This window comes from Ramlibacter sp. Leaf400, assembly GCF_001424545.1.
Lineage (GTDB): Bacteria > Pseudomonadota > Gammaproteobacteria > Burkholderiales > Burkholderiaceae_C > Ramlibacter.
Genome location: NZ_LMQL01000010.1, coordinates 416,451 through 437,055 on the forward strand (window position 1 = coordinate 416,451; position 20,605 = coordinate 437,055).

The window sequence follows — 20,605 nt, forward strand, 5'->3', positions numbered from 1 at the left end:
TTCCCGCAGGTCGCGGGTGGGATCAGGCCGCCAGCGCCGCGCCCAGGCTGCGCAGCATCGCGCCTCCGTCGCCCTTCCACGCGCTTCCGTGCATGCAGGCCAGGACCGAGGGTTCGAGCCGCGCCAGCTTCTCGATCAGCGCCGGCGCATTGCGGCTGTGGGAGAAATAGTCGTCCTGCTGGCGGAAGGCCTCGCTCGGCCCCAGGATGTCGCGCGTCACGATCGGCTCCTCGCCCGTCCCCGGTTGGGTGAACAGGTCGCCGCAGAACAGCGTGCCCGTGGTGCGGTCGTGCATGTAGCCGCACTCCCAGCCGTGCGGAAGGTGCGGCGTGGACTGCCACACCAGCTCATGGGTCCCGAGGTCGAGCACCTGGCCGTCCTGCATGACGAGCGGCGGCACGTCGACCATGTCGTTCACATCCACCATCGCGCCGACCCGGCCGCAGACCGGCTGCGCGTCGGGCGCGAGGGCGAGGAAGTCGGCCAGCGCGCCGCACTCGTCCGCCTCGACATGGGAGAACGCGATGTAGCGCAGGCGCTCGAGCGGCATCACCTTCTCGATCTGCTGGCGCACCAGGCCGAACAGCTTCTTGGGCCCGGTGTGGAACAGGAGCGGCCGCTCGTCGACCACCAGGTACTGGTTGAAGGAGAACCCGCCGGGGAACAGCTCGGGCGGCATGGCGACGCTGATGCGCCAGGTGTCCGGCGCGATCGGGTGGATGGAGGCGTGCGGGGCGTTCATGGTGTCGACTTCCTCTTCGGACGCAGGGAGGTTTCGGCGGCAGGCCGTGGTCCGGTGACAGCCAGCAGCAGTTGCGTTGTGTGGCGCCGCACGGCGGCGCGCGGCAGCTTGTGGTGCCGCACCAGCGCATTCCAGAACCCGAAGTCCAGCAGCGCCTGCCATTGCGCCGCCATCTCGTCCAAACGCGGGTCGCCAGGCAGGTGCCGTTGCAGCACCCGGCGGCACAGGACCGTGAACCCGACGCGCTGCTCGTCCAGGAGGCGAGCCAGCGGCTCGAGTTGCCCCGCTTCGCCCCAGGCCAGCCAGGGCTGGTAGTAGGCATTGCGCTGGTCGCAGGCCTCGGCGAGCAGCCGGGCCGCGGCCATGAGGTCCGGGCAGGAGGAGATGAGGTCGACCGGCAGCTGCGGCGCCGAGTCGCCCGCGTGGCCGACGCAGGCGGGGATCAGCGTCTCGAAGTCCGGGTAGTGCTTGTAGACGGTCGGCAGCGAGACACCCGCGGCCTGCGCGATGTCGGCCCAGCTCGTGCGCAGCGCCCCTTTTTCCGCGTGCAGCTGCGCGGCGGCCGCCGCGATCTGGCGCTTCAGCTCGGCCTGCTGCTGCAGGCGGCTTGCGTTGTTGTAGGCGCGGGAAGGCATGGGCGGGTCTCGGCTGGAATGCATTTTATTTTATTCCAACTCAATTTAAATTCAAGCGCGACGGCGCCTTTCGAAGCGCATCGCGCCTGAGCCGGTCTCGCGAAGGGGATTTGGACTGGCCTGCCCGGAGGGACTCGAACCCCCGACCTGCTGCTTAGAAGGCAGCTGCTCTATCCAGTTGAGCTACGGGCAGTGCAGGCGGAATTGTCTCACCGGCGCAGCGGGCCGGGTCACCACAGCTTGGCGCAATTGCCGGCGTAGACCGACGGGCCCGAAGGCGCGGTGGGAGCGGGCGTGGTCTCCACGGTCACCATCAGCTTGCCCACCTTGGACAGCAGCTTCTCCGAGGTGTCCGGCAGCAGGCTCGTGGCCGAGCCCGCGGGCGGCACGTCGCCCAGCACGAAAGGCGCGCCGGCCGCCGGCACGGCCCAGAGGACCAGGCGCCCCTGCGCAGGTGCCTCGATCGGTCCGATGACCTTGATCGTCATCGTCCGGCCATGGCGCAGGGAACTGGCCAGCAGCTTGCCGTTGCCCTGCGCATCCGTCAGCAGCCCGACATAGCTTTGCGGCAGCTTCTGCCCGGCCCGCATGGCGACCTGGTCGGGCGTGAACAGCAGCGAAGGCGCCGACAGCAGCAGCGTCACCGTCAGCGCGGCGCCCGCGAGCACGCCGCCGAGACCCAAGCCCGCCGGCCACCACCAGCGCGCGCCCGCGCGGCCGGCGCGACCGTCCTGCCGATGCGGCCGGGTCCGCGCTTCGATCGCTTGCCACACGCGCGGCGAAGGTGCGACCGGCGGCACGGCCTGCCCGAGCTGCCCCAGGCGCTGCTCCCACTGCGCGACCGCCAGCTGCACGTCGGAACGGTCGCGGTGCAGCCGCTCGAACCGCCGGCGGACCCGCGAGGGCATCGTGCCGAGCACGTAGGCGGCCGCGAGCCGGTCGACCAGTTCCGGCTGCGCGTACCTCATGCCGCAACCCCTTGCGCCTTCAGGCAGTCCTTGAGCTTGTCGAGCCCGCGCCGGATCCAGGCCTTCACCGATCCCAGCGGCGCCCCCATCCGGGCAGCCACCTCGCTGTGCGTGAGGCCCTGGTAGTAGGCCAGCGCCAGGCTCTGGCGGTGCGTGCCGTCCAGGCCGCCCATGCAGCCCTCGATGCGCAGGGCCTGGGTGGCGGCGCTGAAGAGGTCGAGCGCGCTGGGGGCCGCGGCCTGCGTCGAAGCGCCCTCGCCCTGCTCTTCGTCCAGCTCCGTCTCCTGTCGACGCGTGCGGCTGCGCAAGGCATCCAGCGCCTTGTTGCGAACGATGGCGATGAGCCAGGTCATCGGCTGGATGTCCTGGCCGCCCACGCTGCTGCGGTACGCGGCGGCGTTCTTCCAGATGTTGATGAAGGCTTCCTGCAGCACGTCTTCGGCGGATTGGTGTCTGCCCAAGATACGCAGGGCCACGCCGAACAGATGCGCATGCGTGCGTTCGTAGACCTGCGCGAAAGCCGCGTGGTCGCCCCGCGCGGCGGCGGCCATCAGGTCCTGCAACGTCGGGGTCGAGCTCATCGGGCGCAGTATAGGAAGGCCCTGCAATGACCTTCTTCCCAGCGACTGCATCCGAATCCCGGAGCCTTTCGTAGCTGTCCCGCGCGCACGTACGCGAAGCCGCGCACCTCGCACGAGACCCTCCCATCGAGAGAAAGGACAGCACGCCATGGGTTACTTCATCGACGACATCGCATCGGCCGGCGCCGCCACCGGCCTGAAGGACGCGCGCGGCTGCGCCGCAGGGACGAGCTCGGCCGTGGCGCTGGGCCACGTCGAAGCCGCCCTCGAATCGATGCTGTCGTACTTCGGCGATCCGCTGCAGGCGCTCGACGAAGCCGCCCGCTGCGACCCCGGCTGGGCCTGGCCGCGCGTGCTGAAGGCGGCGCTGCTGCTCACGCTCGGCGAGTACGAGCCGGCACGCCAGGCCGCCGACGAGCTGGCCGCGGCATCGCAGCTGTCGGCCAACCCACGCGAGCGCGCCCACTTCGCCGCCGCCCGCGCCGCCGTTCAGGGCGAGTGGGAAACGGCCTGCGACCTCTGGGAACGCCTCCTGGTCGAGCACCCGCGCGACGTGGCCGCCCTGCTCTTCGCCCATCTGTTCGACTTCTACCGAGGCGACGCGCTCAACCTGCGCCGCCGTCCCGAGCGCGTGCTGCCGCAGTGGTCGCCCGAGCTGCCGCTGTACGGCTACGTGCTGGGCATGCATGCCTTCGGCCTGGAGGAAGCGGGCCACTACGGCCAGGCCGAGGACCGCGGGCGAGCGGCGCTGGAGGTCAACCGCCGCGACCCCTGGGCCATCCATGCCGTCACGCACGTTTTCGAGATGCAGGGGCGCCACGAGGACGGCACGCGCTGGCTGTCCGGCCGCGCGGCCGACTGGGCGATCGACAACGGCTTCGCCTTCCACAACTGGTTCCATGCGGCGCTGTTCCACCTGGAGCGCATGGACACGGCCGCCGCGCTGTCGGTCTACGACGAGCACCTCGCGCCGGCCACCGACATGGCGCTGCAGCGGGTGGACGGCACCGCCATCCTGTGGCGCCTGAAGCTGCTGGGCATGGACGTCACCGGGCGCTTCCGCCGGCTGCGCTCGTTCTGGCACGACCGCGGGCCGGCCGCCGGCTTCTACGCGTTCAACGACGTGCACTCGCTGCTCGCGCACATCGGCGCGGGCGATGAAGACGGGCTTGCCGACTCGCGCGACAGCCTGCTGGCCTGCATGGCCATGCCGGAGTCCTGCGGGTCCTCCAATCGCCGCATGGCGTCGCAGATCGGCCTGCCGCTGGCCCGCGCGCTGGCCGCCTACGCGCGCAAGGACTTCGCCGGCGCGGCCGAAGGCCTGTTGCAGGTGCGCGACCGCGCCCATGGCTTCGGCGGCAGCCACGCCCAGCGCGACATCCTCACGCTCACGCTGCTGGACGCGGCCCTCCGTTCGGGCCAGGCCGCGCTCGCGCGCCACCTGCTGAACGAGCGGCACGAGGCCAAGGCCGGCACCGCCCTCACCGGCCACTGGCGTCAGCGCATCGCCGCCGCGGCCTGAAAGCGCTAGCGCCGCCTGCGGCGCACGATGGAGGGGCGAGGCATCCGGCGCACCAGCGAGGCGCCGGGCAGGCGCCGCACCGTGGCCGGACGCGGCGGCGCCACCTTCAGCCAGGTGTCGTCGCCGTACTCCTTCTCCACATCGATGGTGCTGCGCTGGCCGACATCGCCGAAGTGCCGCTCCAGCCAGGCCGCCGCGGCCTCCTGCCCCAGGCGGAACAGCTTGCGGATCAAGGCCGGATCGGCGCTGGTGCGGCTCGATTGCGGCAACTCGCCCAGCGCCCGCCACCCCTCCACCCGATGCAGCCGCATCGGGCCCCGGCCTTCGGCCAGTTGCCCGCCGTCCTCCACCCAGCGGTTGAACGCGTGCGCCAGCCGCACCTGCGTGAGCAGGCTGGCATTGAAGGCCAGCTCGGTCATCCGGTCCACGATCTCCGCGCCCGACTTGGGCGTGTCCGGGCGCGACAGCGGGTTGATCTGCACGATCAGCGCGTCGCGGCTGCGCGAGTGCATCACCAGCGGCGTGAGCGCCGGGTTGGCCGAGAAGCCGCCGTCCCAGTACGCCTCGCCGTCGATCACCGAGGCCTGGAACAGCTGCGGCAGGCAGGCCGAGGCCATCACCGCGTCCGCGGTGAGCGCGCGGCCGTGGAACAGCGTGGCCCGCCCCGTGCCCACGTGGGTGGCGCTGACGTACACGCGGTGCGTGGCGTCGCGCCGGATGGCCGCGAAGTCGATGCGGCGCTCCAGCAGGCTGCGCAGCGGATTGAGGTCCAGCGGGTTGAACTGGTAGGGCGACACGGGATTCGGCGAGAGGAAGCCCCAGGCGCCCATGGGCCCGGACCAGAGGCTGGCGAACAGCTTCTTGTGCACCGAGCCGGCGGCGCCCAGCGAGGCGACCTCGTCCCAGAAACCCGCCAGGCTTTCGCGCGCCGATTCCCGCGGGTCGCGCTTGGTGCGCCTGGCGGTGGCCCAGCCGCTCATCATCGCGACCGCGTTCATCGCGCCCGCGCTGGCGCCGCTCAGGCCTTCGAAGGAGAGCCGTCCGTCTTCGAGCAAGGCATCCAGGACGCCCCAGGTGAAGGCGCCGTGCGAGCCGCCGCCCTGCAGGGCGAGATTGATCGTCGTGGTGGTCATGCGTTATGGGAGAGCAACAAGCGTGCTCAGCGTCCGTGACGCGTTGATGGCGCGCATCGCCCAAGCGGCGATGGCGTTTGCATCCTACCTGCAGGGCAAGGCGGAGCTTGCGCAAGGTCTTTGCACATCGCCGTGCCCCGGACTCCGAATTGGTGCATTCCAGGCGACGACACGGCTGCGTGTACCCTCGCCGCCCATGGAACTGCGCCAATTGCGCTACTTCGTGCGCGTCGTCGAACTGGGAAGCATGAGCCGCGCCGCGGTGGAACTGGGGCTGGTGCAATCCGCCCTCAGCCAGCAGATCGGCCGGCTCGAAGGCGAACTGGCCACGCGGCTTCTGCAACGCAGCTCCAAGGGCGTGCTGCCCACCGAGGCCGGCCTGGCCTTCTTCCGCCAGGCCCAACTGGCCCTGCGCCATGCCGACGAGGCGGCGCGGGCCGCCAAGCAGTCGCGGCTCTCGGGCAGCGTCAGCGTCGGCCTCGCGCCCAGCACGGCGTCGATGCTGGGCCTGCCGCTGATCCTGGCGGTGCGCGAGCGCTACCCCGACGTGCGGCTGCACGTGGTGGAGAGCCTGTCGGGGCACCTGGCGGCCATGCTCAATGCGCGCCAGCTCGACCTGGCCGTCCTGTTCGACACCGACCCCGGGCGCCGCTGGAGCGTCACGCCGCTGCTGGAGGAAAAGCTCTTCCTGATCGGCGCCCGCGGGGCCACGCCGAAGAAACTGCCCGCGCGCGTGAAGCTCTCCCAGCTGAAGGACTACCCGCTCATCATGCCCAGTGGCCCGCACGGCCTGCGCAGCACGATGGATACCGCGCTGTCCGGAAGCCGCATGCCGCCGCTGGCACCCGTGGAGATCGATTCGCTGGCCCTGCTCATGGATGCGGTGCGCGCGGGCCTGGGCTTCACCATCCAGCCGGGCGCGGCACTGGCGCGGTTTCCCGATGCCGATGGGCTGTTCCAGATGGCCGAGATCGCCGGCACCCGGCTGCACCGGCTCAACTCGCTGTGCAGCCTGTCGGACGACGAGCTGTCACCGGCCGCGCTGGGGGTGCGGGTCGCCCTGGCCGACTGCGCCCGCTCCCTGGTGCGCGAGGGCCGCTGGACCGGCGCGCGGCTGCCATCAGGATCCGTGATACCGCCCTGAGCGATCCCTTCTGTTCAGGGCCCGGCCGCGGCCCTACAGTCCGTGGATGCATGATGTCCTGGTCGTCGGCGGCGGCAATGCCGCCCTCTGCGCGGCGCTGATGGCCCGCGAGGCCGGCGCCAGCGTCCTCCTCCTGGAGAGCTCCCCGCGCGAATGGCGCGGCGGCAACTCCCAGCACACCCGCAACCTGCGCTGCATGCACGACGAGCCGCAGGACGTGCTGCTCGAGGCCTACCCGGAAGAGGAGTTCTGGCAGGACCTGCTCAAGGTGACGGGCGGCAACACCGACGAGAAGCTGGCCCGGCTGGTGATCCGCGCCTCCTCCACCTGCCGGCCCTGGATGCGCAAGCACGGCGTGCGCTTCCAGCCCTCGCTGGCGGGGACGCTGCACCTCTCGCGCACCAACGCCTTCTTCATGGGCGGCGGCAAGGCGCTGGTCAACGCGTACTACCGCAGCGCGGGGAACCTGGGCGTGGACATCCGCTACGACGCGACGGTCGACCGGCTGGAGCTGCAGGACGGCCGCTTCGTCGCGGCCTTCTGCGGCGGCGAGCGCATCGAGGCACGCGCCTGCGTGCTGGCCTCCGGCGGCTTCGAATCGAACCGCGAGTGGCTGCGCGAGGCCTGGGGCCGCAACGAGCGCGGCGAATGGCCGGCCGACAACTTCCTGATCCGCGGCACGCGCTTCAACCAGGGCGTGCTGCTGCGCCACATGATGGACCAGGGCGCCGACATCATCGGCGACCCGACCCAGGCGCATTGCGTCGCCATCGACGCGCGCGCGCCGCTGTACGACGGCGGCATCGTGACGCGGGTGGACGCGGTGTCGCTGGGCATCATGGTCAACCGGGACGCCCGGCGCTTCTACGACGAGGGCGAGGACTTCTGGCCCAAGCGCTACGCCATCTGGGGCCGGCTGGTCGCGCTGCAGGCGGGACAGATCGCGTACTGCATCATCGACAGCCAGGCCGTCGGCCGCTTCATGCCGCCGGTGTTCCCGGGCGTGCAGGCCGACACGCCGGCGCAACTCGCGGCCGCCCTGGGGCTGGACGTGCCGACCTTCGTGCGCACGGTCGAGGACTACAACGCCGCCTGCCGGGTCGGCCGCTTCGACCACACCGTGCTGGACGACTGCCACACCGAAGGCCTGGCGCCGGCCAAGACGCACTGGGCCCGTCCGCTGGTCAAGCCGCCGTTCTACGGCTACGCGCTGCGCCCGGGCATCACCTTCACCTACCTGGGCCTGAAGACCGACGATCGCGCGCGCGTGCATTTCGGCGGCCTGCCCAGCGACAACCTGTTCGTGGCGGGAGAAATGATGGCGGGCAACGTGCTGGGCAAGGGCTACACGGCCGGCGTGGGCATGAGCATAGGCACGGCCTTCGGCCGCATCGCCGGAACCCAGGCCGCCAAGGCGGCATTGCACGAGGAAGTGGCGCATGCAGCAGCTTGAATCCCTGGTGCGCGCCGCCGAGGCGGAGGTGTCGCGGCAGATGCAGATCTGCAATGCCTGCCGCTACTGCGAGAGCTTCTGCGCCGTCTTTCCGGCGATGGCGCGGCGCCTGGACTTCACGGGGGGCGACGCCCACTACCTGGCCAACCTGTGCCACAACTGCGGCGCCTGCCTGCACGCCTGCCAGTACGCGCCGCCGCACGAGTTCGCGGTGAACGTCCCGCGGGCGATGGCGCAAGTGCGCCGCGAAACCTACGTCGACTACGCCTGGCCCAAGGCGCTCGGTGCGCTCTACCGGCGCAACGGCATCACCGTGGCACTGGCGACGGCGGGCGGGCTGGCCCTGTTCCTCATCCTCGCCCTGGCATTGCGCGGCACGCTGTGGCACCAGCCGCTGGCCGGCAACTTCTACGCGGTGTTCCCGCACAACCTGATGGTGGCGCTGTTCGGCGCCGCGTTCGGCTGGGCGGTGCTGGCCCTGGGCATCGGTGCGACGCGCTTCTGGCGCGGCCAGTCGCCCGGCCCGGCCAGTGGCGCGGCCACCGCCGAGGCCGCGAAGAACGCGCTGGCCCTGACCTACCTCGATGGCGGGCATGGCGACGGCTGCAACGACCAGGACGACCGCTTCACCAAGCTGAGGCGGCGCTTCCACCACCTCACCTTCTACGGCTTCCTGCTGTGCTTCGCCTCGACCTGCGTGGCCACGCTGTACCACTACGGCCTGGGCCTGCCCGCGCCCTACCCGGTGGCCAGCCTGCCGGTGCTGCTGGGCACCGTGGGCGGCCTGGGCCTGCTGGCCGGACCGGCCGGCCTGCTGTGGTTGAACCTGCGCCGGCATCCCCTCCACGGCGATCCGCAGCAGAAATCCATGGACCGCGCGTTCATCGTGCTGCTGTTCGCCACCAGCCTCACGGGCCTGGCGCTGCTGGTCCTGCGCGACACCGGCGCGATGGCGCTGCTGCTGGCCGTGCACCTGGGCACGGTGATGGCCCTGTTCCTCACCCTGCCCTATGGCAAGTTCGCGCATGCCGTCTACCGGTCGGCGGCCCTGCTCAAATGGGCGATCGAGCGACGGCAGCCCAACCGGCTGCAGCTGGGCGCGGACTGAATGAAAAGGAGTTTCGAATGAGCGATGGCATGTTGCGGATCCCTTCGATGAAGGACCAGTGCTCCCCCGAGGAATGGCAGGCCCGCCTCGACCTGGCGGCCTGCTATCGGCTGGTCGACCTGTATGGCATGTCGGACATGATGGCCAACCACATCTCGGTGCGCGTGCCGGGCGAGGAGACCTTCCTGATCAACCCCTACGGGATGATGTACGAGGAGATCACCGCGTCCTGCCTGATCAAGGTCGACCTGGCCGGCAACGTCCTGTCCAAGCCGGACTTCGGCACGCTGAACTACGGCATCAACAAGGCCGGCTACGTGATCCACAGCGCGGTGCACGAGGCCCGGCCCGAGGTGGGCTGCGTGATCCACACGCACAGCTGGGCGTCGATGGCCGTGTCGGCGCTCGATTGCGGGCTGCTGCCGATCACGCAGACGGCGATGCGCTTCCTCAAGATCGGCTACCACGAGTACGAAGGCGTGGTCCTGAACGACGCCGAGAAGGAGTCGCTGGTGCGCGACCTGGGCCAGGGCGAGGCGCTGATCCTTCGCAACCACGGCGCCCTGGTGGTCGGCCGCACCGCGGGCGAGGCCTTCAACTGGACGCACCGCCTGGAGCTGGCCTGCCGCTCGCAGATCGGCGCCATGTCCTGCAACACCAAGCTGCGGCCCGTGCCCCCGCAGGTGCTGGAGGAGACCTGGAACAACTACCAGCCCGGCACGCGCCGCCCCTACGGCCTGATGGAATGGGCCGCGTTGCTGAGAAAACTCGATCGCCTCGACCCGGCCTGGCGCACCTGATCCCAACGGCCCACAAGGAGACCAAGACATGCCGCACCCCACCCCGCGCGTCAACCGCAGGACCGCGATGGCCGCCACGGCGCTGGCCGCGATCTCACCGCAGGGCGTGTTCGCCCAGGCGGGCGACTACCCGAACAAGCCGGTGCGGGTGATCGTGGCCTTCACCGCGGGCGGCACCACGGACATCCTGGCGCGCGCGGTCGGCCAGAAGCTCGGCGAGCGCCTGAAGCAGAACGTGATCGTGGAGAACAAGCCGGGGGCCGGCGGCAACCTGGGCACCGAGCTGGCGGCTCGCGCCACGCCGGACGGCTACACGTTCATCGTGAACTCGGTGGGGCCGATGGCGGTGAACCCCACGCTGTACAAGAAGCTGAACATCAATCCCCTCACCGACCTGGTGCCGGTGGTGCAGATCGCGGACGTGCCCAACGTGCTCGTGGTCAATCCCGGCGTGCCGGCGAAGACGCTCGACGAACTGGTGGCCTACGCCAAGGCCCGGCCGGGACAGGTGTACTACGGCTCCACCGGCATCGGCACCTCGGCCCACCTCTCGGGCTTCATGCTGGGCAAGCGCGCCGGCATCGACACCACGCACGTGCCGTACAAGGGCGCCGAAGGCCTGAACGACCTGCTGGCCGGCCGCCTGCAGTTCAGCTTCGCCACCATTCCTTCCGTCATCCAGCACATCCAGGCCGGCAAGCTGCGCGCCCTGGCCGTGACGAGCGTGAAGCGCTCGCGCTCCATGCCCGACGTGCCCACGGTGTCCGAACGCGGCTACCCGGGCTTCGAGGCCGGCTCGTGGTTCGGCTTCTTCGCGCCCAGGGGCACGCCGCCCGGCGTGATCGCCACCGTCAACAGGGCCGTGAACGACGTGCTGCCGTCGCTGGAAGCGCAGCTGATCCGCGAAGGCGCCGATCCGGTGGGCGGCTCGCCCGAGCAGTTCGGCCAGTTCGTGCAGAAGGAATTCGAGAAGTGGCGCGTCGTGGTGCGTGAATCCGGCGCTTCGGCCGAGTGAACACGACCTCGCCCCTGCGGATCCTGATGTCGCGAGAGGCGGCTGCCAGCCTCTCGTCCGACGTCGCGCGCGTGCTGGCCGGCCATGCGCACGAGCTGGTGACACCCGAGGACGACCAGTCCCTCCAGGCCGACGTCGCCTTCGTCTCGCGCGACGTCACGGGGCTGTCCACCAAGCACAAGGTGCTGCCGCAGACGCAGCGCATGTACGACCGGCTGCTGGCCGCGCCCACGCTGCGGTGGGTCCACATCCATTCGGCCGGCGCGGATCGGCCGGTGTACGTGGAACTGCGCGAGCGCGGCGTGCAGGTGACGACGTCGTCCGGCGCCAATGCGACCGTGGTGGCGCAGACGGCGGTGCTGGGGCTGCTGGCCCTGGCGCGCCACTGGCCGCTGCTGCTGGCGGCGCAACGCGAGCGCCGCTGGGCGTCGCTGATGGGCAGCGGCCTGCCGCGCGACCTGCCGGGACAGACCGCGGTGGTGGTCGGCTGGGGCCCCGTGGGCCAGGAGATCGGCCGCCTGCTGCGGGCTTTCGGGCTGCAGGTGATCGCGGTGCGCCGCCAGGCCGGAGCCGAACAGGACGGCGTTCGCTTCGTCGCCGCGCAGCAGTGGCGCAGCGTGCTGCCCAAGGCCGACTGGCTGGTGATGGCCTGCCCGCTGACGGCGCAGACGCGCGGGATGCTGGGCGTGGCCGAGCTGGCCTTGCTGCCTTCTCACGCCGGATTCGTGAACGTCGCGCGTGGCGAAGTGGTGGACGAAGCGGCGCTGGTGGAAGCCTTGCGCGATCACCGGCTGGCGGGCGCCTACCTGGATGTGTTCGCCACCGAGCCGCTGCCGGAAACCTCGCCACTCTGGACGCTGCCGAACGTGATCGCCACGCCGCACAGTGCTGGCTTCTCCGATGGCAACGAGGATCGCGTCGCGCGCATGTTCCTCGACAACCTGGCGCTCTGGTCGCGCGGCCAGGGGTTGAAGAACCTCGCCTGACCTGCCTGCCGGCTTCTTCAGCGCTGCCGGCGGGAACGGCCCGCAAAAAGCTGCATTTGGACACTCTGTGCCCCGGCACACGATCCAAAGTGCCACGGCTCAGCAATACGCGTGCTCCAAGGTGAGTGCGATTGCGAGGGCATGTAACCCAGCTCAGCCGTAACCCGTCACGCGCGCCCCAGTGAAACCTGCTGCTGAGTTACCCGCAGATGTCCCTTCGTAAGCAAACGTGGTGTTTCAAAGCGGCCTTTCGAGCCAAAGCGATCCACACCACAGTTGAGCCAGCAAATCCACTCCGGGGTTTGCCGCCCGCTTGAGGAGGGGCGTTTGTTGGAGCAACCACGAAAGGGACAAGAGGATGAAGTTTGACTTGATGAGAATGGGGATCGTGTACCTGCACCTGATCGCCTGCTGCGTCGCGCTGGGAACCGTGTTCATGAGCGACCTGCAGCTGGTGAAGGGGCTGATGCGAAGTGAAGGGGGTGCGGTGGAGCCCAACCACCTGGCGGGGCTGCACCACACCCTGGCTCGAGCCCTGCTGGCCTTGTGGGTGACCGGCTTCCTGCTCGTCGCCGTGGACGTCTGGCGCGGCGGCACCAACGTGCTGTTCAACCCCAAGCTGCAGGCCAAGTTCGCGGTCGTGCTGCTGCTCACCGTCAACGGCCTGGCGCTCGAGCGCTTCGTGCTGCCGGCGATGAAGCGGGCCGGCGCGCTGATGCGTTTGTCGTTCAGCAACCGCCTGCTGGCGGTGTTCATCGGCGCGGTCTCGGCCGTGTCCTGGTTCTATGCGGCGGCGCTGGGCGTCGGCCGTCCGCTGAACTGGCAGTTCTCGCTGGCGCAGATCATGGCGGCCTGGCCCATCCTGGTGGCCGGCGGCTTCTTCATGATGATCACGCTGACCGCCTGGGCCCAGTACACCGCCAGCGGCGGTGCCGCCGCCCTGCAGCGCGTGCGCTTCCAGCAGGCCCACTGAGGAAACTCAACACAGAGGCACGGAGGCACAGAGGGAAGAAGAGATGACATCCTCGAATGTCTCCTCTCCTCTTTGCCTCTGTGCCTCTGTGTTCTGCCCTGCGAAACCTTCAAGTGCGAGCCGGAGCCACCGCCGCACCTTCGATGGCGTGCCGCTTGAGCGCTCCCGAGACGAAGCCGGACGCCTTCATCTCCTCGATGTACGCACTCAGCCAGGCCTGCGCCGCGGTCCGGCCCTTGGGCACGCCCATCGCCTGCTCGATGACCATGAAACGTCCCGGCAGCAGGCGCACGCCGCCGACGCGCCGGGCGTCGGACTCCAGCTGCTGCTTGACGCCCGCGGCCACGTTCAGGTTCTGCGCCAGGAACATGTCGGTGACCGCCGGTGAGGTCGGCGCACGCACCAGCGTGGCCGACTTCAGCTCGCGCGTGAGGAACAGGTCGTAGGCGCTGCCGCGGCCCACCACCACCCGCGTGCCCGCCCGGTCCACCTCCTCGTTGCGGCGCAGGGTGGAATCGTTGCGCACCAGGTAGCTGCCCTCGATGACCACGTAGGGCGCCGTGTACTCCATGTCGGCGGCGCGCACCGGGTCGATGGCGACGAAGGCCAGGTCGACCTGGCGCGCCTTCACCGCCTCGACCACCGTGCCGGCCGAATTGAACGTGACCAGCTCGATCGGCACGCCCAGGCGTCGCGCGGCCTCGCGGGCCAGGTCGACCGACACGCCCTGCGGCTCGCCCGACGCGCCGCGGCTGGCCAGGATCGGGTTGCCGAAGTTGATGGCGGCGCGCAGCTTGCCGGTGGACGCGAGTTCGGCCGAGGCGGCCCGCGGGTCGCGGCCGGTCGCGGCGCAGCCGGCCAGCACCAGCGCACCGGCGGCGCAGAGGGTCCGGCGGGATACGCTCATCTCTGAAGTCTCCTGGGGATTCATGGCCGGCACAGCGCCGTGAGGACGCGCACGTCCGTTTGCGAAGCCAGCGCCCAGCAGGCCCGGGTGATGGCATCGGCCTTGGCCGCCCCCAGGACGGGGTCGACCAGGTCGTGGAACTTGGCTTCGAGTTGCGCGTCGGACAGCGGGTTCTGCAGCGAGCCGATGGCGTGGTCCACCCGCACGTCGATGCGGCGGCCGTCGCGCAGCACCGCGGTCACCTGGACCGCGGCCTCGTCGATGGCATCGTCCACCGTGGCCTGCACCTTGCGGCGCGTCTCGACCACCCGCGGGTCGTTCACCACCGCGTCGGAGAACTCCTCCTCGCCGGCGCGGCCGTGGATCAGGCCCACCGCGCAGCCGTGGTAGACGCTGAACTTGCCCTGCAGCCCGTCCTTCGGCTCCTTCTTGCCGGTGAGCTCCAGCACCAGCGAATGCACGCGCAGTTCGATGCGCTCCAGCTCCTCCGGCGTGACGCCCTTGGCCTTGAGCTGCACGCAGGCATCGATGCTGGGATGGATCACGATGCCGCAGGCGAACGGCTTGTACGAGTTGAAGGAGATCTCGAACCGCTGGCCGAGCTCGTCCGTCACCTCGGTCCAGGTCCGCTTGTCCGAGGCCACCTGCACGAAGCCGCGCGGCGCCTCCAGCGCGCGCGGGCTGGCGGTGAAGCCGCGGCTGGCCAGCAGCGCCGACATCAGGCCCGCGCGGGCCGCGCCGCCCGGGTGGAACGGCTTGGTCATGGTGCCGAACTGCTCGCGCAGGCCCACCGGCTGCGAGGCCGCGATGCCCAGCGCCATCGCCGTGCGCTGCTCGTCCAGCCGCAGCAGCCGCGCGCAGCCGGCGGCGGCACCCAGCATGCCGGTGGAGCCGGTGATGTGCCAGCCGCGGTCGTAGTGGTCCGGGTACATGGTGTTGCCGATGCGGCAGGCCACGTCGATGCCCAGCACCAGCGCGTCCAGCACGTCGCGGCCGCTGCTGCCGCTGCGTTCGGCCAGCGCGAGCACGGCCGAGGCCACCGGGCCGGCCGGATGGATGATGGTCTTGAGGTGGGTGTCGTCGAAGTCGAAGGTGTGCGAGGTGATGCCGTTGACCAGCGCGGCGCTGGCCATGTCCACCTTCTCGGTGCGGCCCAGCACCGTGGCCTGCGGCGCCGGCTGCAGGAGCTGCACGGCCGACACGGCGGCCTCCGCCGCCTCGTGGCGGGCGGCGCCGATGGCGCAGCCCAGCCAGTTGTAGAAGGTGCGGTGCGCCTCGTGCTCGACGGCGTCGCTCCAGCCCTTGCCGGGATGGCCGGAGACGAAGCGCGCCAGGATCTGCGTGATCGGCGGGGCCGCGGTGTCGGCGGCGACTTGCGTGTTGCGTGCCACGGTGGACTGCTTTCTTGAAGGACTGGGGCCGGCCGGGAGTCGCCGTCATTCGTCGAGCTGGATCTTCCGGGCCTTGGCCAGGGCGGTCCAGCGGGCGATGTCGGAGCGCATGTACTCGCCGAACTGCTCCGGCGTCATCGGCCAGGGCTCGACCGCTTCGCCGGCCAGCTTCTCGGCCAGGTCGGGGGCCTTGAGCACCGCGACCTGCGTCTCGTTGAGGCGCCGCACGATGTCGGCGGGGAGGCCGGCCGGCCCCACCGTGCCGTACCACTGCATGGCGTCGAAGCCCTTGAAGCCGGCCTCCTCCATCGTGGGCACGTCCTTGAGCTGCGGGCTGCGCTCCTTGCCGGTGACGGCCAGCGCGCGCATGCGGCCCGAGCGCAGGTGCGGCAAGGCGGCCGCCAGGCCGGGGAACATCGCCTGCGTCTGCCCGCCCAGCACGTCGTTGATCGCCGGTGCGATGCCGCGGTACGGGATGTGCAGCATGAAGGTGCCGGTCTCCTGCTTGAACAGCTCCATCGTCAGGTGCGTGAGCGAGCCGGCGCCGGCCGAGCCGTAGTTCACCCGGCCCGGATTGCGCTTGACGTAGTCGATGAACTCCTTGATGTCCTTTGCCGGCAGGCCCGCGTTGATGGCCAGCACGTTGGGCGTGGCGCCGATCATCCCGATCGGGGTGAAGTCCTTGATCGCGTCGTAGGCCACCTTGCGCGTGGCCGGCGTGGTGCCGTGCGTGGCCACGTAGCCTTGCAGCAGCGTGTAGCCGTCGGCGGGGGCCCGGGCCGTGGTCTGGCAGGCCACCACGCCGCCGCCGCCGCTCTGGTTGTCGACCACGAAGGCCTGCCCGAGCGCCTTGCCCCAGCGTTCGGTGACCACGCGGGCGATCATGTCGCTGCCCCCGCCGGCGGACACCGGCACGATGTAGCGGATCGACTTGTTCGGATAGGCCTGCGCCAGGGCGAGGCCGGGCAGCGCGATGGCCGCCGAGGCGGCCTGCAGGAGCTGGCGGCGTTGCATGGTGGTTGTCTCCCGGTCTTTGCGGACGATCATGCGAGCCCCATCGGTTGCTGTAAATTGCATCTTTTGGAAGGCTTGTTGCATGACGTGCATGAATGAGGCGGCGCCATGACGCCCTCCCTGGCGGACCTGCGCGCCTTCGTCGCCGTCGGCCAGCTGCAGAGCTTCGCGGCGGCGGCCAAGGTGCTCCACCTCTCGCAACCGGCCCTCTCGCGCCGCATCTCGCACCTGGAGGACCAGCTCGGGGTCCGCCTCTTCGACCGCACCACCCGCAGCGTGGAACTCACGCTGCTGGGCCGGCGCTTCCTGGGCCAGGTGCGCAACGTGGTCGACGGGCTCGACCGCTCGGTGGTGAGCCTGCACGACGTGGCCCACCTGGAGGCCGGCGACGTCACCGTGGGCTGCGTGTTCTCCGCGGTGCACCACTTCCTGCCGCCGGTGATCCGGTCGTTCCGCGAGCAGCATCCGCGCGTGCTGGTGCGCATCATCGAAGAGGGCGCCGACGAGGTGCTGGCCAGCGTCAAGCACGGCGAGGCCGACTTCGCGCTGAACTACACCGGGATGCAGGACCCGGAGGTGGAGTTCACGCCGCTCCTGAAGGAGCCTTTCGTGCTGGCCTGCCCGCACGACCACCCGCTGGCACGACGCCGGTCGGTGCGCTGGGAGGAACTGGCCCGGCACCCGTACGCGCTGGTCTCGCACGAGAGCCGCAACCGCGTGCTCATCGACCAGGCGCTGGCCGAGGTCGAACGACTGCCGCGCCCGGTGTGCGAGGTGCGCCACGTCTCGACGCTGATCGGCGTGGTGGAGAACGGCCTGGCGCTGGCGATCGTTCCGCAGCTGGCGCTGCCGGCCAAGGCCGGGACGGTTGTCGGGGTACGGCTGGAGGCGCCTTCGATCATGCGAACCATCGGGCTGATCCGCCGGACCGGGCGCAGCCTGTCGCCGGCGGCAGCGGCGTTCGCGCAGTTGCTGACGCGGGCGAGCCGGGCGCGGGGGAAGCCGGCGGGCAGGAAGTGAGGCGACACGGGCGCCGGGCGTCATGGTCGAGTTTGCGGAACGTGGAAAACGTATCTACAATGGCGCTACATTCGCTGGACAGGAGGTCGCCATGAGAGTCGAGCTTTCGAAGTGGGGCAACAGCGCTGCTGTTCGCGTCCCCGCGGGCGCTCTCGCGGATGCCGGCCTCCAGATCGGCCAAGCCCTCAACCTTCGGGTTGAAGAAGGCTGCCTGGTGCTGGAACCTGCCGCCATGAACCTCGAAGACCTGGTGGCCAAGATCACTCCGCAAAACTGCCACGGACCTGCCTTCGACGACGACAGCGCCGTCGGCGCCGAAGCCTGGTGAGCGCGTCCGCCCACGGGTGGGTCCCGGACCGCGGGCACGTCGTCTGGCTGGATTTCCACCCGCAAGCGGGCCGAGAACAAGCAGGCCGGCGGCCTGCGCTGGTGCTCTCGCCTGCGGTGTACAACTCGAAGAGCTCGCTGATGCTCTGCTGCCCGATCACGAACCAGGCGAAGGGCTATCCCTTCGAAGTCCCGGTGGCCTGCGCTCCTGGCAGTGCCATCACGGGCGTCGTGCTGGCGGACCAGGTGCGCGCGCTCGATTGGCGGCAGCGCCACGCGGAGCCGGCAGGCGCGGTGACGGCGCCGTGTTTGATGGGGGTGAGTGCGAAGCTGAGGGTGCTGCTGCCCTGATTCGCGCCGGTGTTTGCTTCAAGCCGATGGCGCTGGGCAGCGAGGTGAAATGGTCGGAGCGATAGGATTCGAACCTACGACCCTCTGGTCCCAAAGCAGTCGTCGATTTCAATTGCGACAGGCAGTTGCGCGAGCTCCTTCTAACGGCGCGAGCGGGGATTGAGCCCCGATCTCAGAGGGAGCATCCTCAGCCGTTAGTAGCTTTTCGGCAGTTCCCAGCCCCCGAAGTACTGTATGCTTCACCAGTGCTTTTGGTGGTCTACCGGTTGAGGCGTGGTGGTCAGCGGCAGTCCCGCACCGACATGGCCAACGAGGGCATGCGCGGAGACTTGCGCTTGGACTTGTACGAGAGCGGCTGGGGCGGCCGGCCTTCGTTCATCGCTCGGCTGCTCAAGCCCGGGTCGTCCACAGAGGAGCTGCTCCCGCAGATGGTCGGCGCCCGCGTGCTGCGTGTGCGCGAGGCAATGCTGATCGCCGGCATGGAGCAGATCCCCCGGGGGCGAAAGAGCGTGGAGCGCTATCGGCAGACCTGGGTCTGCTCGCCGAACATCATCGCGCCCGACCGCTGGCCTGGCGTGCCGGCCCGGCCTGGGCACTACACCGGCTTCGATCCAGCTGAAGACGACATTGCTTATTAGCTTCGTGTGGCGCTGGCATGATCGCCACATGCGCTTCGTAGCCGTTCTCCTGGATCCGACTGTGGCCCGCCTCCTAGGCAGGGGCTTGTTCCTGATTTCGCTCTTCTTCATCGGACGAGGCTTGCTGCTGTCGCGTCTAGACCGCCGCGTTGCTCGTGTCGGCCAAGACCTATCCACTTCCCTTGATGCAGCACTTCCATTCTTCTGGGCAGTGCCGGAGTCAGCCATCGGGTACGCGACCTGGATCGTTCTGGGCGCTGCAGGTTTTGCGCTCGCGAAGTGGGCTAAGTTCATCGACGGAGTTCGTTAGCTGTCCGAAACGGCCGTGATCGCCATCGCTGCCCCTATGCAGGCGACAGAAGGCCAGCGCGCGCCCTTCTCCAGCGCCGACTGGATCTATGAGATCAAGTTCGACGGCTACCGCTGCATGGCGGGCATAGACGCGGGCGAGGTGAAGCTCATGACCAAGAGTGGCAGCGACTGCACAAACTGGTATCCCGAGGTGTTGCCGGCGCTCGCTGCCCTACCTGGCGGCCCGCACGTCCTAGACGCAGAAGCTGTGGTGATGCGCGAGGACGGCACGAGCGACTTCAACCGCCTGCAGGAGCGAGCACGGCGGCGTAAGTGGTACCCAGGCGCCCCGCCGATAACGCTGGCCGTCTTCGACATCCTGGTGCACGAAGGCCGCAAGGTTATGGATTTCCCGCTCATGACTAGAAAGGAACTCCTGCAGCACCTGATGGCAGGCATGAGACCGGGCCCACTGCTCTTCGTGAAAGAACTTCCCGCTGACGCCGCCCTGTTCCACGCCATGGTGCTGCCGAAGGAACAGGGCGGCCTCGGGCTGCAGATAGAAGGCGTGATGGCCAAGCGTCGGGATAGCCCTTACCTACCCGGCGTGCGCAGTGACTCGTGGGTGAAGATCAAGCGGCCGGGCTGGCAGGAGGGCCGGAGGTGGACAGGCTGAAGCCCGACCTCGTCTCGCGCTTAACAATTGGTGTCGAGGTGATCGGCTGACAGGATGCAGCACGCAGCCGGTCGCGTGCTGTACATCGACGGCGGTTTCGCTCGGCGCAGAGTCACCCTCTGAAAACTCGAACGATGGTGCTGCCGTACTTCGCACGGACAATGTTAATGCGATCTTTGCGGTAATCCATCGTCACCGCATCACCTTCTGAAAATATGCGCACTGGAGGGCCAATCAATGTCGAGATTGGCTCATTGAGAATATTGACGGAGTCTTGCCGCTGGTCACTCTTGATTTCCATCGAATCAGTGGCCGGCAAGGTCCACGGGAATGCGTCACCGGGATCCCTTGCTGGCGCGCCTTCAGCGCTCATCGAACGGGCGACTTCAATAAGTTGCCGACGGGCCCACGGGAATGGAACGAACCTGTCATCCAGCGCGAGCACGGGAAGAGCTTCCTTTTCTCCGCTGGCGATGCTGTTCTGGGAGCCATGCACCCGAACTCCTCGGCACCATCTTGGAGCCGGAAAGAAATGCCCTTGCACATCAAGGCCACTAATGACCTGAATGTCCATGCTCGTCGGCGGAGACGCAAGGAAATCGAAATCCCATATTCCGTCGTCCGGCTCGGTCACATAGGTCCACGGGACAAGCAAAGCGTTCCTCCAGCCAGGTGTCGGAACACGCGCCTTTGCGCTGACCATCAACCCCGGCGGCATGCTCTTCGTCATGGCGTGCGCAACCCACTCAATGTGAGGAACTTTGACTTGCATAGATCACCTTCGAAGGCCCCCGACCTCACAACTCAGTAAGGCGGGAGCTGAAGCCGCGAACCGCGCGACGCGGACCCTGGTCATCGGGGGACCGCTAATTTCCAAAGGTTTGATGAAGCTGTCTACATAGAAGTGTGATGAAAGTGTCACGCCTGTCA

The 20,605-nt window shown here is 69.1% G+C and carries 22 protein-coding genes and 1 tRNA gene; 13 read left to right on the forward strand and 10 right to left on the reverse strand.

Translation table 11 applies throughout. The features are described 5' to 3' along the window. Window positions 1-22 precede the first annotated feature (22 nt). The 5 genes from ASG30_RS12970 to ASG30_RS12990 all read right to left on the reverse strand — a co-directional run bounded on the left by ASG30_RS12970 (window position 23) and on the right by ASG30_RS12990 (window position 2,926). Window positions 23-742, reverse strand: a complete 720-nt coding sequence (locus ASG30_RS12970; protein WP_055897111.1) for an MBL fold metallo-hydrolase — start codon at window positions 740-742, stop codon at window positions 23-25. After that, complete coding sequence (locus ASG30_RS12975) at window positions 739-1,401, reverse strand: TetR/AcrR family transcriptional regulator (RefSeq protein ID WP_082522080.1); 663 nt, start codon at window positions 1,399-1,401, stop codon at window positions 739-741. Before ASG30_RS12975 ends, ASG30_RS12970 begins: the two co-directional genes overlap by 4 nt. 92 nt (window positions 1,402-1,493) lie before the next feature. Continuing rightward, window positions 1,494-1,570, reverse strand: a tRNA-Arg gene (locus ASG30_RS12980). A 37-nt stretch (window positions 1,571-1,607) separates the two neighbouring features. After that, window positions 1,608-2,345 carry an anti-sigma factor gene (locus ASG30_RS12985; RefSeq protein ID WP_055897117.1) on the reverse strand — a complete coding sequence of 246 codons (738 nt, stop codon included), beginning with the start codon at window positions 2,343-2,345 and terminating at the stop codon, window positions 1,608-1,610. Continuing rightward, on the reverse strand, window positions 2,342-2,926 hold the full coding sequence (locus ASG30_RS12990) for an RNA polymerase sigma factor (RefSeq protein ID WP_055897120.1): 585 nt from the start codon (window positions 2,924-2,926) through the stop codon (window positions 2,342-2,344). Before ASG30_RS12990 ends, ASG30_RS12985 begins: the two co-directional genes overlap by 4 nt. Window positions 2,927-3,074: 148 nt before the next feature. On the opposite strand from ASG30_RS12990, the gene ASG30_RS12995 reads away from it, so the two are divergent. Next, window positions 3,075-4,448, forward strand: coding sequence for a tetratricopeptide repeat protein (locus ASG30_RS12995; protein ID WP_055897124.1), 1,374 nt, complete (start codon window positions 3,075-3,077; stop codon window positions 4,446-4,448). Window positions 4,449-4,453: 5 nt separating this feature from the next. Here the strand turns inward: ASG30_RS12995 and ASG30_RS13000 are convergent, their stop codons facing one another. Next, window positions 4,454-5,581 (reverse strand): patatin-like phospholipase family protein, encoded by a 1,128-nt coding sequence (locus tag ASG30_RS13000; RefSeq protein ID WP_082522081.1) that lies wholly within the window; start codon window positions 5,579-5,581, stop codon window positions 4,454-4,456. Between the two features lie 196 nt (window positions 5,582-5,777). On the opposite strand from ASG30_RS13000, the gene ASG30_RS13005 reads away from it, so the two are divergent. The 7 genes from ASG30_RS13005 (at window position 5,778) to ASG30_RS13035 (ending at window position 13,060) form a co-directional block, all read left to right on the forward strand. Beyond that, window positions 5,778-6,725 (forward strand): LysR family transcriptional regulator, encoded by a 948-nt coding sequence (locus tag ASG30_RS13005; protein ID WP_055897127.1) that lies wholly within the window; start codon window positions 5,778-5,780, stop codon window positions 6,723-6,725. A gap of 46 nt (window positions 6,726-6,771) precedes the next feature. Next, window positions 6,772-8,178, forward strand: coding sequence for an FAD-dependent tricarballylate dehydrogenase TcuA (gene tcuA / locus ASG30_RS13010; protein WP_055897130.1), 1,407 nt, complete (start codon window positions 6,772-6,774; stop codon window positions 8,176-8,178). Next, window positions 8,165-9,286, forward strand: coding sequence for a tricarballylate utilization 4Fe-4S protein TcuB (gene tcuB, locus ASG30_RS13015; RefSeq protein WP_055897133.1), 1,122 nt, complete (start codon window positions 8,165-8,167; stop codon window positions 9,284-9,286). Before tcuA ends, tcuB begins: the two co-directional genes overlap by 14 nt. Window positions 9,287-9,303: 17 nt before the next feature. Continuing rightward, entirely contained in the window at window positions 9,304-10,086 is a 783-nt protein-coding gene (locus ASG30_RS13020; RefSeq protein ID WP_055897135.1) for a class II aldolase/adducin family protein, read from the forward strand. Window positions 10,087-10,114: 28 nt separating this feature from the next. Beyond that, a complete protein-coding gene (locus tag ASG30_RS13025; RefSeq protein ID WP_055897138.1) occupies window positions 10,115-11,101 on the forward strand; it encodes a Bug family tripartite tricarboxylate transporter substrate binding protein in 987 nt (328 codons plus the stop codon). A gap of 26 nt (window positions 11,102-11,127) precedes the next feature. Continuing rightward, window positions 11,128-12,087, forward strand: coding sequence for a D-2-hydroxyacid dehydrogenase (locus tag ASG30_RS13030; RefSeq protein WP_055897511.1), 960 nt, complete (start codon window positions 11,128-11,130; stop codon window positions 12,085-12,087). Between the two features lie 358 nt (window positions 12,088-12,445). Beyond that, window positions 12,446-13,060: a hypothetical protein gene (locus ASG30_RS13035; protein ID WP_055897141.1), complete on the forward strand. Its 615-nt coding sequence runs from the start codon at window positions 12,446-12,448 to the stop codon at window positions 13,058-13,060. 109 nt (window positions 13,061-13,169) lie between these two features. Here ASG30_RS13035 and ASG30_RS13040 read toward each other — a convergent pair whose 3' ends face one another. Genes ASG30_RS13040 through ASG30_RS13050 form a run of 3 tightly spaced genes read right to left on the reverse strand, consistent with a single transcriptional unit; the run spans window position 13,170 to window position 16,372 of the window. Beyond that, window positions 13,170-13,967 (reverse strand): ABC transporter substrate-binding protein, encoded by a 798-nt coding sequence (locus tag ASG30_RS13040; RefSeq protein WP_082522082.1) that lies wholly within the window; start codon window positions 13,965-13,967, stop codon window positions 13,170-13,172. A gap of 20 nt (window positions 13,968-13,987) precedes the next feature. Next, the gene (locus ASG30_RS13045) at window positions 13,988-15,358 is read right to left on the reverse strand and encodes an MmgE/PrpD family protein (RefSeq protein ID WP_055897144.1); all 1,371 of its coding nucleotides are present in this window, start codon (window positions 15,356-15,358) and stop codon (window positions 13,988-13,990) included. Window positions 15,359-15,403: 45 nt separating this feature from the next. After that, window positions 15,404-16,372 (reverse strand): Bug family tripartite tricarboxylate transporter substrate binding protein, encoded by a 969-nt coding sequence (locus ASG30_RS13050; RefSeq protein ID WP_055897518.1) that lies wholly within the window; start codon window positions 16,370-16,372, stop codon window positions 15,404-15,406. A 108-nt stretch (window positions 16,373-16,480) separates the two neighbouring features. Here ASG30_RS13050 and ASG30_RS13055 point away from each other — a divergent pair, with 108 nt between their 5' ends. From ASG30_RS13055 to ASG30_RS13070, 5 genes are all read left to right on the forward strand, one after another. Continuing rightward, window positions 16,481-17,392 carry a LysR family transcriptional regulator gene (locus ASG30_RS13055; RefSeq protein WP_055897146.1) on the forward strand — a complete coding sequence of 304 codons (912 nt, stop codon included), beginning with the start codon at window positions 16,481-16,483 and terminating at the stop codon, window positions 17,390-17,392. 91 nt (window positions 17,393-17,483) lie between these two features. Continuing rightward, the gene (locus ASG30_RS22170; RefSeq protein WP_082522083.1) at window positions 17,484-17,720 is read left to right on the forward strand and encodes an AbrB/MazE/SpoVT family DNA-binding domain-containing protein; all 237 of its coding nucleotides are present in this window, start codon (window positions 17,484-17,486) and stop codon (window positions 17,718-17,720) included. Further along, window positions 17,717-18,070 (forward strand): endoribonuclease MazF, encoded by a 354-nt coding sequence (gene mazF, locus ASG30_RS13060; protein WP_055897149.1) that lies wholly within the window; start codon window positions 17,717-17,719, stop codon window positions 18,068-18,070. Before ASG30_RS22170 ends, mazF begins: the two co-directional genes overlap by 4 nt. A gap of 245 nt (window positions 18,071-18,315) precedes the next feature. Then, window positions 18,316-18,708, forward strand: a complete 393-nt coding sequence (locus ASG30_RS13065) for a hypothetical protein (protein ID WP_235579791.1) — start codon at window positions 18,316-18,318, stop codon at window positions 18,706-18,708. Between the two features lie 325 nt (window positions 18,709-19,033). Beyond that, window positions 19,034-19,675 (forward strand): ATP-dependent DNA ligase, encoded by a 642-nt coding sequence (locus ASG30_RS13070; protein ID WP_055897154.1) that lies wholly within the window; start codon window positions 19,034-19,036, stop codon window positions 19,673-19,675. A 112-nt stretch (window positions 19,676-19,787) separates the two neighbouring features. Here ASG30_RS13070 and ASG30_RS22530 read toward each other — a convergent pair whose 3' ends face one another. Further along, complete coding sequence (locus ASG30_RS22530; protein ID WP_156385519.1) at window positions 19,788-20,405, reverse strand: hypothetical protein; 618 nt, start codon at window positions 20,403-20,405, stop codon at window positions 19,788-19,790. Between the last annotated feature and the right edge of the window lie 200 nt (window positions 20,406-20,605).

Bases quoted from the DNA above. Each gene is read 5' to 3' on its own strand.
- ASG30_RS12970 (WP_055897111.1), bottom strand. From the start codon at position 742: ATGAACGCCCCGCACGCCTCCATCCACCCGATCGCGCCGGACACCTGG.
- ASG30_RS12975 (WP_082522080.1), bottom strand. From the start codon at position 1,401: ATGCATTCCAGCCGAGACCCGCCCATGCCTTCCCGCGCCTACAACAAC.
- ASG30_RS12985 (WP_055897117.1), bottom strand. From the start codon at position 2,345: ATGAGGTACGCGCAGCCGGAACTGGTCGACCGGCTCGCGGCCGCCTAC.
- ASG30_RS12990 (WP_055897120.1), bottom strand. From the start codon at position 2,926: ATGAGCTCGACCCCGACGTTGCAGGACCTGATGGCCGCCGCCGCGCGG.
- ASG30_RS12995 (WP_055897124.1), top strand. From the start codon at position 3,075: ATGGGTTACTTCATCGACGACATCGCATCGGCCGGCGCCGCCACCGGC.
- ASG30_RS13000 (WP_082522081.1), bottom strand. From the start codon at position 5,581: ATGACCACCACGACGATCAATCTCGCCCTGCAGGGCGGCGGCTCGCAC.
- ASG30_RS13005 (WP_055897127.1), top strand. From the start codon at position 5,778: ATGGAACTGCGCCAATTGCGCTACTTCGTGCGCGTCGTCGAACTGGGA.
- tcuA (WP_055897130.1), top strand. From the start codon at position 6,772: ATGCATGATGTCCTGGTCGTCGGCGGCGGCAATGCCGCCCTCTGCGCG.
- tcuB (WP_055897133.1), top strand. From the start codon at position 8,165: ATGCAGCAGCTTGAATCCCTGGTGCGCGCCGCCGAGGCGGAGGTGTCG.
- ASG30_RS13020 (WP_055897135.1), top strand. From the start codon at position 9,304: ATGAGCGATGGCATGTTGCGGATCCCTTCGATGAAGGACCAGTGCTCC.
- ASG30_RS13025 (WP_055897138.1), top strand. From the start codon at position 10,115: ATGCCGCACCCCACCCCGCGCGTCAACCGCAGGACCGCGATGGCCGCC.
- ASG30_RS13030 (WP_055897511.1), top strand. From the start codon at position 11,128: ATGTCGCGAGAGGCGGCTGCCAGCCTCTCGTCCGACGTCGCGCGCGTG.
- ASG30_RS13035 (WP_055897141.1), top strand. From the start codon at position 12,446: ATGAAGTTTGACTTGATGAGAATGGGGATCGTGTACCTGCACCTGATC.
- ASG30_RS13040 (WP_082522082.1), bottom strand. From the start codon at position 13,967: ATGAGCGTATCCCGCCGGACCCTCTGCGCCGCCGGTGCGCTGGTGCTG.
- ASG30_RS13050 (WP_055897518.1), bottom strand. From the start codon at position 16,372: ATGCAACGCCGCCAGCTCCTGCAGGCCGCCTCGGCGGCCATCGCGCTG.
- ASG30_RS13055 (WP_055897146.1), top strand. From the start codon at position 16,481: ATGACGCCCTCCCTGGCGGACCTGCGCGCCTTCGTCGCCGTCGGCCAG.
- ASG30_RS22170 (WP_082522083.1), top strand. From the start codon at position 17,484: ATGAGAGTCGAGCTTTCGAAGTGGGGCAACAGCGCTGCTGTTCGCGTC.
- ASG30_RS22530 (WP_156385519.1), bottom strand. From the start codon at position 20,405: ATGACGAAGAGCATGCCGCCGGGGTTGATGGTCAGCGCAAAGGCGCGT.